The sequence below is a fragment of the Nocardioides dilutus genome (assembly GCF_054779555.1).
The window spans coordinates 1-11,721 of the sequence record NZ_BAAGYA010000002.1 but is presented as its reverse complement, the minus strand read 5'-3'; the positions used below and the strand labels follow the sequence as shown (position 1 = coordinate 11,721).

11 protein-coding genes are annotated in these 11,721 nt (G+C 71.8%); 6 read left to right on the top strand and 5 right to left on the bottom strand.

The window, feature by feature from the left end:
• Window positions 1-101 precede the first annotated feature (101 nt).
• Entirely contained in the window at window positions 102-1,463 is a 1,362-nt protein-coding gene (locus ACYVC6_RS09525) for an FAD-binding oxidoreductase (RefSeq protein ID WP_460713372.1), read from the bottom strand.
• 23 nt (window positions 1,464-1,486) lie between these two features.
• Between ACYVC6_RS09525 and ACYVC6_RS09520 the strand changes: the two genes are divergently transcribed.
• Both ACYVC6_RS09520 and ACYVC6_RS09515 read left to right on the top strand, forming a co-directional pair.
• Window positions 1,487-3,694, top strand: a complete 2,208-nt coding sequence (locus ACYVC6_RS09520; protein WP_460713370.1) for a malate synthase G — start codon at window positions 1,487-1,489, stop codon at window positions 3,692-3,694.
• Window positions 3,691-4,134: a GlcG/HbpS family heme-binding protein gene (locus ACYVC6_RS09515; protein ID WP_460713368.1), complete on the top strand. Its 444-nt coding sequence runs from the start codon at window positions 3,691-3,693 to the stop codon at window positions 4,132-4,134. Before ACYVC6_RS09520 ends, ACYVC6_RS09515 begins: the two co-directional genes overlap by 4 nt.
• Here ACYVC6_RS09515 and ACYVC6_RS09510 read toward each other — a convergent pair.
• The gene (locus tag ACYVC6_RS09510) at window positions 4,122-4,712 is read right to left on the bottom strand and encodes a DNA-3-methyladenine glycosylase I (protein WP_460713366.1); all 591 of its coding nucleotides are present in this window, start codon (window positions 4,710-4,712) and stop codon (window positions 4,122-4,124) included. The genes ACYVC6_RS09515 and ACYVC6_RS09510 overlap by 13 nt on opposite strands.
• A 113-nt stretch (window positions 4,713-4,825) precedes the next feature.
• Between ACYVC6_RS09510 and ACYVC6_RS09505 the strand changes: the two genes are divergently transcribed.
• Window positions 4,826-5,785 carry a type IV toxin-antitoxin system AbiEi family antitoxin domain-containing protein gene (locus ACYVC6_RS09505; protein WP_460713364.1) on the top strand — a complete coding sequence of 320 codons (960 nt, stop codon included), beginning with the start codon at window positions 4,826-4,828 and terminating at the stop codon, window positions 5,783-5,785.
• A 45-nt stretch (window positions 5,786-5,830) separates the two neighbouring features.
• Here ACYVC6_RS09505 and ACYVC6_RS09500 read toward each other — a convergent pair whose 3' ends face one another.
• The gene (locus ACYVC6_RS09500) at window positions 5,831-6,745 is read right to left on the bottom strand and encodes a pirin family protein (RefSeq protein ID WP_460713362.1); all 915 of its coding nucleotides are present in this window, start codon (window positions 6,743-6,745) and stop codon (window positions 5,831-5,833) included.
• Entirely contained in the window at window positions 6,742-9,138 is a 2,397-nt protein-coding gene (locus ACYVC6_RS09495; RefSeq protein ID WP_460713360.1) for an FdhF/YdeP family oxidoreductase, read from the bottom strand. The genes ACYVC6_RS09500 and ACYVC6_RS09495 overlap by 4 nt, the downstream gene beginning before the upstream one ends.
• 161 nt (window positions 9,139-9,299) lie before the next feature.
• On the opposite strand from ACYVC6_RS09495, the gene ACYVC6_RS09490 reads away from it, so the two are divergent.
• Together ACYVC6_RS09490 and ACYVC6_RS09485 are read left to right on the top strand one after the other, a co-directional pair.
• Complete coding sequence (locus ACYVC6_RS09490; RefSeq protein WP_460713358.1) at window positions 9,300-9,950, top strand: RDD family protein; 651 nt, start codon at window positions 9,300-9,302, stop codon at window positions 9,948-9,950.
• A gap of 22 nt (window positions 9,951-9,972) precedes the next feature.
• Window positions 9,973-10,617 carry a hypothetical protein gene (locus tag ACYVC6_RS09485; RefSeq protein ID WP_460713356.1) on the top strand — a complete coding sequence of 215 codons (645 nt, stop codon included), beginning with the start codon at window positions 9,973-9,975 and terminating at the stop codon, window positions 10,615-10,617.
• Here ACYVC6_RS09485 and ACYVC6_RS09480 read toward each other — a convergent pair whose 3' ends face one another.
• On the bottom strand, window positions 10,618-11,097 hold the full coding sequence (locus ACYVC6_RS09480; RefSeq protein WP_460713354.1) for a hypothetical protein: 480 nt from the start codon (window positions 11,095-11,097) through the stop codon (window positions 10,618-10,620).
• Between the two features lie 33 nt (window positions 11,098-11,130).
• Between ACYVC6_RS09480 and ACYVC6_RS09475 the strand changes: the two genes are divergently transcribed.
• On the top strand, window positions 11,131-11,586 hold the full coding sequence (locus tag ACYVC6_RS09475) for a GNAT family N-acetyltransferase (protein ID WP_460713352.1): 456 nt from the start codon (window positions 11,131-11,133) through the stop codon (window positions 11,584-11,586).
• The last annotated feature ends 135 nt before the right edge of the window (window positions 11,587-11,721 follow it).

Here is an 11,721-nt window from a genome sequence, read left to right as displayed (position 1 = left end):
CGCGCCCCGCGATCGGCTTCGCGCCCACGATGGACAGCGAAGCCCGCGAGCGGAGCGAGCGTCCGTCGTGGGCCGGGGCCGAAACTCGCGGGGGTGAACGATCAGAAGACTGCTCCTGGGTTGAGGATCCCCAGCGGGTCGAGCGCGTTCTTCACCCTGCGGTTGAGCTCGAGCGCATCATCGCCGATCTGGTCGACCAGCCACGGCTTCTTGAGGCGACCGACGCCGTGCTCACCGGTGATGGTGCCGCCCAGCTCGATCGCCAGCGACATCACCTCGCCGTACGCCTTCTGCGCCCGGGCCGTGAGGTCGGCGTCGGTCGGGTCGAACACGATCAGCGGATGGGTGTTGCCGTCGCCGGCGTGGGCGATGACCGCGATGGTGACGTCGTGGGCCTGCGCGATCGCCGCGATGCCGTCGACCAACGCACCGAGCTGGGGCAGGGGTACGCCGACGTCCTCGAGCAGCAGGGTGCCGGTGCGCTCGACCGCTGGTATCGCGTTGCGCCGGGCGACGACGAAGGCCTCGCCTTCCTCCGGGTCGTCGGTCGCGAAGACCTCCGTGGCGCCGTGCGCCTCGCAGATGCCGGTGATGGTGGCGATCTCGACTCCCGCATGCTCGGCCGGCTCGTCGGACTGGACGACGAGCAGCGCGGCGGCCGAGCGGTCCAGGCCCATCCGGGTCATGTCCTCGACCGCGTTGATGGTGGTGCGGTCCATGAACTCGAGCATCGACGGGCGCATCCGCCGGGTGATCGCCAGCACCGTCGAGGTGGCCTCGTCGAGGGAGGCGAACGTCGCGACGAGCGTGGCCGGCGGCCGTTGCGCCGGGATCAACCGCAGCACGACCCGGGTGACGATGCCGAGCGTGCCCTCGCTGCCGACGAACAGCTTGGTCAGTGACAGACCCGCGACGTCCTTGAGGCGCGGCCCGCCGAGCTCCACCGCGGTCCCGTCCGCGAGGACCACCGTGAGACCGAGGACGTAGTCGGTCGTGACGCCGTACTTCACGCAGCACAGGCCCCCGGCGTTGGTGGCCACGTTGCCGCCGATGGAGCAGATCTCGTAGGACGACGGGTCGGGTGGGTACCAGAGGTCGTGCTCCGCTGCCGCCGCCTTGACCGCCGCGTTCATCGCCCCCGGCTCGGCCACCAGGGTCCGGGTGACCGGGTCGACCTCCACGCGGGTCATCCGCTCCGTCGACACCACGAGGCACCCGTCGACCGCGGAGGATCCTCCGCTCAGACCGCTGCCGGCACCGCGCGGCACCACCGCCAGGCCGTGCTCGGCCGCGAACCGGACGGCGGTCTGGACGTCCTCGGTGGAGCCCGCCCGCACGACCGCCAGCGGCATGCCCGCGTCCGGGTCGTTGGCGCGGTCCCAGCGGTAGCCGGCCATCCGGTCCGTGTCGACGAGCACGACGTCATCGCCGAGTGCGGACACCAGCGGCGTGAGGTCGACCATGTGAGCAAGATAGAACTGTGCGCATGACGACTGGCGTAGAGACCGGGCGTGTGGACCTGGCCCGGCTGCAGGTGTCGCGGGCGCTGCACGACTTCGTCCGCGACGAGGCGCTGCCGGGGTCCGGCGTCGACGAGGACGCGTTCTGGGCGGGGGTCGAGGCGATCCTCGTCGACTTCATCCCGCGCAACCGGTCGCTGCTGGCCGTCCGCGAGGAGCTGCAGCGGCGGCTGGACGACTACCACCGCGCCGCCCCTGGTCCGGTCGACCCCGCGGCGTACGAGGCCTTCCTGCGGGAGATCGGCTACCTGGTCGAGGAACCCGAGGACGTCACGGTCGAGACCGACCGGGTCGACGACGAGGTCGCGGTCCAGGCCGGGCCACAGCTGGTGGTGCCGGCGCTCAACGCCCGGTTCGCCGCCAACGCCGCCAACGCCCGCTGGGGCTCGCTCTACGACGCGCTCTACGGCACCGACGCCATCGCCGAGGACGGCGGGCGCGAGCGCTCCGTGGGATCAGGCGCAGCGTCGTACAACCCGGTCCGCGGTGCCGAGGTGATCGCCCGCGGGCGGGCGCTGCTCGACGCGCACTTCCCGCTGCTCAAGGGCAGCCACGCCGACGCCACGCAGTACGCCGTCGACGACCTCGGCGTGCACGTCACCCTGCACGAGGGGACCTCTCGGCTCGCCGACCCCAAGCAGTACGCCGGTCACCGCGGCTCCCCCGACGACCCCGAGGCCGTCCTGCTCGTCCACCACGGCCTGCACGTCGAGGTCCAGCTCGACCGCGAGCACCCGATCGGCAAGGACGACGCGGCCGGGGTGAAGGACCTGCTCATCGAGGCGGCGGTCTCGACGATCATCGACCTGGAGGACTCGGTCGCCGCGGTCGACGCCGAGGACAAGGTGGCCGGCTACCGCACCTGGCTCGAGCTGATGCGCGGCACCCTCGCCGCCGAGGTCGCCAAGGGCGGGAAGTCGTTCACCCGGCGGCTCGAGCCGGACCGGGTCTACACGCGCGGCCGCGACGACCAGGTCACCCTCCCCGGCCGCGCCCTCCTCTTCGTGCGCCAGGTCGGGCTGCTGATGACGACCGACGCGGTTCTCCTGGACGGCGAGGAGATCCCCGAGGGCATTCTCGACGCGGTCGTGACGGCGCTGTGCAGCCTGGTCGACCTGCAGGGCCGCGGTGAGCTGACCAACTCCCGGGCCGGATCCATGTACGCCGTGAAGCCCAAGATGCACGGCCCCGAGGAGGTCGCCTTCACCGACGACCTGTTCGCGCGGGTCGAGGACCTGCTCGAGCTCGACCGCAACACGATCAAGCTCGGCATCATGGACGAGGAGCGGCGTACGTCGGTCAACCTCAAGGCCTGCATCGCCGCCGCTCGTGGCCGCATCGGCTTCATCAACACCGGCTTCCTCGACCGCACCGGCGACGAGATGCACACCTCGATGCTGGCCGGCCCGATGATCCGCAAGGGCGACATGAAGTCCTCGGCGTGGATCGCGGCCTACGAGGACCAGAACGTCGACATCGGGCTGGAGTGCGGCCTGGCCGGGCGGGCCCAGATCGGCAAGGGCATGTGGGCGATGCCCGACGAGATGGCCGCGATGCTGGAGGCCAAGGTCGGTCACCCGCAGGCCGGGGCGAGCTGTGCGTGGGTGCCGTCGCCCACCGCGGCCACGCTGCACGCCCTGCACTACCACCAGGTCGACGTGGCCGCCCGGCAGGAGGAGCTCGCCGGTCCCCTCCAGAAGGGGCACCGGCGCGGCACGCTGACCGACCTCCTCACGATCCCGGTCGCGACCGACACCTCGTGGAGCGAGGCGGACAAGCGCGCAGAGCTCGAGAACAACCTCCAGGGGATCCTCGGCTACGTGAAGCGATGGATCGACGACGGCGTCGGCTGCTCCAAGGTCCCCGACATCCACGGCACCGCCCTGATGGAGGACCGCGCCACCTGCCGCATCTCCTCCCAGCACGTCGCCAACTGGCTGCACCACGGGGTCGTCACCGCCGAGGAGGTCGAGGCCGCGTTCCGCCGGATGGCCGACGTGGTCGACGAGCAGAACGCCGCCGAGCCGGGCTACCGGCCGATGGGCCCGGCGTACGACGGCCAGGCGTTCGCCGCCGCCCACGACCTGGTCTTCGAAGGGCTCACCCAACCCTCGGGCTACACCGAACCGATCCTGCACCGGCGCCGCCGGGCCCTCAAGGAGTCGCAGTCATGAGCGCGCGCCAGACGTTGGGCATCACCCTCGACCAGGCCCGCGCCGTGATCGCCGGCACCCGCGCCGCCGGACGGGAGCACGGCTTCAACCCACTCACCGTGGTGGTCCTCGACGCCGGTGGCCACGTGGTCGCGGTCGAGAAGGAGGACGGCTCGTCGACCAAGCGCTTCGAGGTCGCGCACGGCAAGGCCCACGGCGCGATCGCGATGGGCTGGGGGTCGCGGCGCAACATGGAGCGCGCCGAGCAGTTCCCCTCCTTCGTGGCTGCGGTCACCGTCGCCGTGGGCACGCTCGTCCCGGTGCCCGGCGGCGTGCTCATCCGCTCCGCCGACGGCGACCTGCTCGGTGCCGTAGGCGTTTCCGGTGACAACTCCGACAACGACGAGATAGCGGCGGTCGCCGGCATCGAGTCGGCCGGGCTGGTGGCTCAGCCGGACTGACCCCGGCGGTGGCACCCCACCAGATGCGGGTCGAACACCCCGATCGCCTCCATCAGCGCGTGCATCGTGGTCGGGCCGACGAACGCGAAGCCTCGCCTCTTGAGCTCCTTGGACAGGGCCTTGGACTCCGGCGAGACCGTCAGCATCTCCTCGGTCGTCTCGGGGGCTGGCGTCGGTTCCGGCGCGAACGAGAGGACCAGCGCTTCCAGGCCCCCTTGGATGTCGCGGGCATCCCGCAGCGCCACCGTCGCGCGGGCGTTGACCACGGCGGCCGAGATCTTGGCGCGGTTGCGGACGATCCGGGCGTCCTGCATCAGCCGGGCCTCGTCGTCGGGTCCGAACGCCGCGACCGCCTCCGCGTCGAAGTCGTGGAAGACCTCGCGGAACGCGTCGCGCTTGTTGAGGATCGTCGACCACGACAGGCCCGACTGGAACGCCTCGAGGGTCAGCCGCTCGAGGTAGGCCGCCTCGCCGTGCACGCGGTTGCCCCACTCCTGGTCGTGGTAGTCGCGCATAACCCCCGGGCCCCCCGCCCACGGGCAGCGCGCGAGGCCGTCCTCCCCCGTCACTGGTCCCATCGCAGCAACGTATCCCTCCAGCAAGACTCCACAACCGACGCCGCCGGGGGGTCGTCCACACCCGAGCGGGAGCACCTGCCGAGCCGCGGGCTGCGCACCCGAAACTCACCCGCATGGACGTCAAGGCCGTACGTGCGCTGCTGAAGCGTCAGGACGGCGTCGTCTCGCGCCGGCAGCTCACGGCCCTCGGCGTGAAGGACCAGGACATCCGTCGCCTGGTGAGACGCCGAGAGTGGGCCCGGATGTTCAGCGGGGTGTTCGTCGAGCACACCGGGCCGCCGACCTGGCGCCAGCGAGCCTGGGCCGCCGTGCTCATGCACGAGCCGGCTGCCTTGGCTGGGTCGTCGGCCCTGCATGCCGAAGGGATCCGCGGGCAGCGGACGGATGGCCCCATCGTGGTCTGCATCGCCGCCGAGCGCTATGTGCGACCCGTCGGCGGCATCCGGGTGGAGCGGGTGAAGGATTTCGATGCTAGGTGCCGTCTGAACACGTCGCCGCCGCGGATGCGGCTGGAGTACGCCCTGCTCTTCGAAGCGTCTCGTCGCGAGCGACCCGACGATGCGCTTGCCGTGGTCGCCGACGCCGTGCAGCAGGGCAAGACGACGGTGGGGCGCCTGGTCGGCAGACTGGCCGACCTGACCCGGCTGCGGCATCGTGCCCTGCTGCTGGAGATCCTGGGCGACGTCGCCGTGGGGGCCTACTCGGTGCTCGAGCAGCACTACCTCGCCGACGTGGAGCGGCCGCACGGGCTGCCGACGGCACAGCGCCAGCGCAGGGTCCGGCCGGGCAAGACGGTGGCTTACCGGGACGTCGACTACGTCGAGCACGCCACCTCGGTCGAACTCGACGGACGGGTCGGCCACGAGGAGGCAGCCGACCGCTGGCAGGACCTCGAGCGTGACCTGGAGGCCACCGTCGTCGGCCAGGTGACGATGCGCGTCGGATGGGGGCAGGTGCTCGAGCCGTGCCGGCTCGCCCTGATCGTCGGCGGAGTCCTCGGGGCGCGCGGCTGGGACGGCGTGGTCACCCCTTGCGGACCAGGCTGCACGATCGCCGCCGAGCCAGCCGCGTGAGACCGCGCAGCCTCTCGGTCACCTGGTGGCCGAGATGGTGCGAGGTCAGCGGCGTTCCTTGAGCCGGGCGTTGGGCAGCGGCGGGGCCGGGATCGGCGGCATCTCGTTGCCGACAGGGATGCCGAAGCGGCCGTCGGCGTAGCCCGCCGCCAGCTGCGCCTGCCAGGCGTCGCGGTGGGCCACGACCTCCTCGTGGGTGCGGCCCACGAAGTTCCACCACATGACGATCGGCTCGCCGAACGGCGGCCCTCCGAGCAGCAGCAGCCGGGCGCCGTCGTCCCCTGCCTCGAGCGTGAGGCGCGCGGAGCCGGGAGCCAGGTAGGCGAGCTCGTGCGCCTTGACCTCGGCGCCGTCCGCGCGGACGACGCCGGTGTCGGCCAGGACCCCGTGTTCGTACGACGTGTCGACGTCGACCTCGAGCCGCGCCCTCGGATCGAGCAGGATCTCCGCACCGAGCAATGGGGTCGCGGTGGCCACCGGCGAGGTCGAGCCGAGCAGCGAGCCGATGAACACCCGGACCGCCCAGCCGTCTCCGGTGACCTCGGGCGGCGCGTAGTGCTCGAAGCCCGGCGTGCCGTCCCGGGCGGCGTCCGGGAGCGCCACCCAGAGCTGCGCGCCGTGCAGGGTCGTCGTGGCCGACGTCGAGACCTCGGAGTGGCTGATGCCGTGCCCCGCGGTCATCAGGTTGAGCTCGCCGGGGCGCACCAGGGCGTGGTGGCCGGCGCTGTCGCGGTGCTCGATCTCGCCGGTGAACAGCCAGCTCACGGTCTGCAGCCCGGTGTGCGGGTGCGGGGCCACGGACATGCCGCCGGTCTCCGCCACGTCGTCCGGGCCGTAGTGGTCGAGGAAGCACCAGGCCCCGATCAAGGAGCGCTGCCGCTGGGGCAACGTGCGGCGCACCGTCATGGCGCGCAGCCCGCCCAGCGGGACCTCGCGCGGGGTCAGGATCTCCACGGTCATGACTGCTGAACCGGATCAGTCTGCCGTTTGTGCCCGGTCTCGTGCGCGTCGGCGGCCGCGCGGATGACCCCGGTACGGCGACCTCCGGGCCGCTCGAGCCGGATGACCACCGACTTCGAGGTCGGAGTGTTGCTGCCCTCGGCGTTGGAGTCGAGCGGGACGAGCGGGTTGGTCTCCGGGTAGTAGGCCGCGGCGCACCCGCGCGGCTGGTCGTAGGACACGATCCGGAAGTCGACGGCGGCGCGCTCGGAGCCGTCGCGCCACTCGCTCACCAGGTCGACTTGGTCGCCATCGGCGAAGCCGAGGTGGGCGATGTCATCCGGGTGAACGAACACGACCCGCCGCCCGCCCTTGACCCCGCGGTAGCGGTCGTCGAGGCCGTAGATCGTGGTGTTGAACTGGTCGTGCGAGCGCAGCGTCTGCAGGAGCAGCCGGCCCTCGGGCACCTCGAGCACGTCGATGGGACTGACCGAGAACACCGCCCGGCCCGCCGCGGTCGGGAACTCCCGCGAGTCACGCGGTGGGTGCGGCAGCACGAAGCCCCCGGGCTGGTCGACCTTCTCGTCGTACGCCGCGCAGCCCGGCACCACGTTGGCGATCGACCTGCGGATGGCGGCGTAGTCGGACCGGTAGGCGGCCCACGGCAGGTCGTGGGCACCTTCCCCTTCTTGGCCAAGGGTCGCCTCGGCGAGCGAGCAGACGATGTCGACCTCGGAGCGCAGGTCCGCCGAGGCCGGCTCGAGCGGCCCCTTCGAGGCGTGGACCGCCGACATCGAGTCCTCGACGGTGACCCGCTGGTCATGGCCCCCGGTCCGGTCCCGCTCGCTGCGGCCCAGCGCCGGGAGGATCAGCGCCTCGCGGCCGGTGACGACGTGCGAGCGGTTGAGCTTCGTGGAGACGTGCACGGTGAGGTCGGCCCGGCGCATCGCCTCCTCGGTGACGTCGGTGTCGGACACGGCCGAGACGAAGTTGCCGCCCATCGCGAAGAACACCCGGGCCCGGCCGTCCCGGAGCGCCCGGACCGCCTCGACCGTGTCGAAGCCGGGCTCCCGGGGCGGCGCGAAGCCGAACTCGCGCTCGAGGGCGTCGAGGAACTCCGGCTTCGGGCGCTCCCAGATGCCCATCGTGCGGTCGCCCTGCACGTTGGAGTGACCACGCACCGGGCACAGCCCGGCGCCCGGCTTGCCGATGTTGCCCTGGAGCAGCGCCACGTTGACGAACTCCTTGACCGTAGCCACCGCGTTGCGGTGCTGGGTGATGCCCATCGCCCAGCAGGTGACGGTCGCCCGGGAGTCGCGGAACATCGCCGCGGCCTCCTCGATCTGCTCGCGGGTCAGGCCGGTCGCCCGGCGTACGACGTCCCAGTCGAGGTCGCCGACGTGCGCAGCCCACTGCTCGTACCCGGTCGTGTGCTGGGCGACGAAGTCGTGGTCGACGGTGTGGTGGGAGGGATCGGCAGAGTCCCACTCCAGCAGCAGCGACCCGATCGCCTGGAACAGCGCCAGGTCGCCGTTGAGCCGGATCGGCAGATGCAGGTCGGCCAGCGGTGTGCCGCCGCTGACCCAGCCGCGCGGTTTCTGCGGGTTCTTGAACCTCACCAGGCCCGCCTCGCGCAGCGGGTTGACCGCGATGATCCTCGCGCCGTTGCTCTTGGCCTTCTCCAGCGCCATCAGCATCCGGGGATGGTTGGTGCCGGGGTTCTGGCCAGCGATCACGATCAGCTCGGCCCGGTGGATGTCCTCGAGCGACACCGACCCCTTGCCGATGCCGATCGTCTCTGCCAGCCCCACCGACGTGGACTCGTGGCACATGTTCGAGCAGTCGGGGAGGTTGTTGGTGCCGAAGGCGCGGACGAACAGCTGGTAGGCGAACGCCGCCTCGTTGGACGTCTTGCCCGAGGTGTAGAACACCGCCTCGTCCGGCGAGGCCAGGCCGCGCAGGTGCCCCGCCACCATCGCGAACGCGTCGTCCCAGCCGATCGGCTCGTAGTGGGTCGCCCCGGCTCGCAGCACCATCGGCTCAGTGATCCGGCCCTGCTGGCCGAGCCAGTAGTCGGTCTTGTCCGCCAGGTCCGCAATCGGGTGTGCGGCGAAGAAGGACCGGTCGAGGAGGCGTCGAGTCGCCTCCTCGGTGACCGCCTTGGCGCCGTTCTCACAGAACTCCACATGGTGCCGCTGGTCCGGGGCGGGGTCCGGCCAGGCGCAGCCCTGGCAGTCGAAGCCGTCGACCTGGTTGAGCCGGCGCAGCGTCCTCGCTGCGCGGGTGACCCCCATCTGCTCGACGGCGCGCTTCATCGCCACCGCGACCGCCCTCGGGCCGGCCGCCGCGCGATCGGCCGCCTCGACCTCCAGGTCGTTCTCGTCGATGTCGCGCACCGGCGGCTTGCGGCTCACCCGGCCATCCTGCCTCGCTGGGCCACGGGCACGTCACGCACATGTCACACACCAGCTGGCGAATGACCCGTGCGGGTCCTGTCCAGAGGGCGTCTGAACGACTAGGTTCGGGCCGATCGGCAACGTCTCGGGACGCGTGCCCACACCCCTGAAGGAGCAATATGAGCACCAACGAGCCTCCCACCGGCGCCCCCGGCGAGCCCACGCCGCCGCCGGCCGCCCCCGACCCCGGGCAGAGCGCCGCCCCTCCGCCGCCGCCTCCTCCCGCGTCGACGCCGCCACCGCCGGCCGCGTCGGCACCCCCGCCCGCTGCCGCCATGGCCCAGGGGGTCCCCCGTCCCGGCGAGCTGGTGGACCGGTTCCTGGCCAAGCTCATCGACGGCGTCATCCTGGGCGTGATCTACGCGATCATCGCCGGCATCGTCGGCGGCGCGCTCATCACCGGCTACCGATCCGGCTCCGAGGTCTACTTCTACTACCTGATCATCGGCGTGCTCTCGGCCGTGCTCTACACCGGCTACTTCGCCTACATGGAGTCGTCGCGAGGCCAGACGGTCGGCAAGATCGTCATGAAGCTCAAGGTCTTCGGCCCCGACGGCGTCAGCAACCCGACCATGGAGCAGGCGATCCGCCGCAACATCTGGGCCGCGGCGGGCATCATCTCGGTCATCCCGTTCGTCTGGTGGCTCTCCGGGCTCGCCCAGCTGGCGGCGGTCATCCTCATCGCCGTCGGCATCAACGGCGACCCCGTCAAGCGCCAGCACTGGTTCGACAAGTTCGCCGGCGGCACGCAGGTGATGAAGATCGGCTGACGCCGACAGTCACCCAGCGCCCATGCGCTGGAACGTGGGCGACGCCCTCGGCTACGGCTGGGCCCGGTTCCGCGGTGACCCCTCGTCCTACGTCCTGGGCGTGCTGGTCCTCGCGGCCGGGCTCACCGTTGCCGCGGCGGTCGGGGTCCTGCTCCAGGCGCGCTTCGTCGACGTCACCACCGGGCTCGGGCTCAGCCTGCTGGTCGGAGCCGCCGGTGTCGGGTTGCTCGTCGTCGCCGCGCAGGTGTTCGGGGCGGGGTTCCTGCGGGGCGCGCTGGGCGTCACGCAGGGCCGGCCGTTCGAGGCCCGCGACGTCCTGCGCACCGAGGGTCTCGGCCGCATCGTCACGACCGGCCTGGTCATCGCCGGGGGCACGTTCCTAGGCTCGCTCCTGTGCTACCTCCCGGGCCTGGCGGTCGCCTTCCTGACCCAGTGGAGCCTGTTCTTCGTCATCGACCGGGGGCACGGTCCCAGGGAGGCCATCCGGGCCAGCGTCGACCTGGTCAGGAGCCGCCTCACCGAGTCGCTCGTGTGGTTCGTGCTCGCCGGCCTGGTGGTCGCCGCCGGCGCCGCGCTGTGCGGGGTGGGCCTGCTCCTCGCGCTCCCCGTGGTGCTGCTTGGCGGCGCCTACACCTACCGCGTCCTGACCGGCCAGGCCGTCGAATAGTTACTGGACCGCGAGCTGGACGATCACGAACCCGGTCTCGTGGTCCTCGACGTCCACGATCCCCGGCGCGTCGATCGCCAGCTTGTGGTTGGAGGTCCCCTCCTCGAACTCGACGTACTGCTCGGGCTTGCTGTGCACGTGCAGCTCGCCGGCGCGGTCGCTGGTGATCTTCAGGGTCACCACCTCGCCGCGCTCGACCTCGATCCGGTCGCCGCCGGGCTTGATCTGGTCACCCTCGATGGAGATGACCACGACGGTGCCCGCCTCCTCGGTGGGTGACGGCGTCTCGCTCGGCGTCTCGGTCGCGACGGCGGACTCCGAGGCGCTGGGTGAGGCCGTCTCACTGGGGGTCGGGCTGCTCGACGCGGTCGCGGTGTCCTCGGCCGAGGGGTCCTCGCCGTCGTCCCCGCACGCGCCGAGGCTCCCGGCGAGGGAGATGGAGAGTGCGGCAGCGGCGAGGACGGTCGGCCAGGAGCGCATGCCCCACACGATACGGACGGCTAATCTCTCGCCGTGCTCGACCTCGCCCCCGCCTCCGTGCGCGACCCGGAGGTCGCCGGGCTCATCGACGCGCTGACCGCCGAGCTCGCCGACAGCGGCTACTCCGACGAGGAGACGTTCGGCTACTCCCTCGACCAGCTCGAGCAGTCCGGCGTACACCTGGTCGGTGCCCGCGCCGGGGGCCGGTGTGTGGGCATCGGCGGGGTCGAGCTCCAGGAGGGTGGCTTCGCCGAGCTCAAGCGGTTCTACGTCGACCCGGGCCACCGCGGCCAGGGCGTCGCGGACGCGGTGATCGAGGCGCTGGTCGAGCACGCGCGGGCCCAGGGCGCGACCACGGTGCGACTCGAGACCGGCGACAAGCAGCACGCCGCGATGAGGTTCTACGCACGGCACGGCTTCGAGGTGGTGCCGCGGTTCGGGCCCTACGTCGACAGCGCGACGTCGGTCTGTATGCAGCGGGAGCTCTAGCTGTTGGAGAACACCGCCGGGCTGTCGCCGCCCTCGGGGCCCCGACCAGCCCACGACCACGCGTACGCCGGGTCCTCGACGGCCAGGCCGCCCTCGCCCAGGTCGAGGGGCGCGAAGGTGTCGACCATGACCGCG

What these genes read in the sequence shown, in the direction of transcription:
- ACYVC6_RS09505 (WP_460713364.1), top strand. Translation starts at nt 4,826, where the DNA reads ATGGACGTCAAGGCCGTACGTGCGCTGCTGAAGCGTCAGGACGGCGTC.
- ACYVC6_RS09520 (WP_460713370.1), top strand. Translation starts at nt 1,487, where the DNA reads ATGACGACTGGCGTAGAGACCGGGCGTGTGGACCTGGCCCGGCTGCAG.
- ACYVC6_RS09515 (WP_460713368.1), top strand. Translation starts at nt 3,691, where the DNA reads ATGAGCGCGCGCCAGACGTTGGGCATCACCCTCGACCAGGCCCGCGCC.
- ACYVC6_RS09500 (WP_460713362.1), bottom strand. Translation starts at nt 6,745, where the DNA reads ATGACCGTGGAGATCCTGACCCCGCGCGAGGTCCCGCTGGGCGGGCTG.
- ACYVC6_RS09480 (WP_460713354.1), bottom strand. Translation starts at nt 11,097, where the DNA reads ATGCGCTCCTGGCCGACCGTCCTCGCCGCTGCCGCACTCTCCATCTCC.
- ACYVC6_RS09490 (WP_460713358.1), top strand. Translation starts at nt 9,300, where the DNA reads ATGAGCACCAACGAGCCTCCCACCGGCGCCCCCGGCGAGCCCACGCCG.
- ACYVC6_RS09485 (WP_460713356.1), top strand. Translation starts at nt 9,973, where the DNA reads ATGCGCTGGAACGTGGGCGACGCCCTCGGCTACGGCTGGGCCCGGTTC.
- ACYVC6_RS09525 (WP_460713372.1), bottom strand. Translation starts at nt 1,463, where the DNA reads ATGGTCGACCTCACGCCGCTGGTGTCCGCACTCGGCGATGACGTCGTG.
- ACYVC6_RS09510 (WP_460713366.1), bottom strand. Translation starts at nt 4,712, where the DNA reads ATGGGACCAGTGACGGGGGAGGACGGCCTCGCGCGCTGCCCGTGGGCG.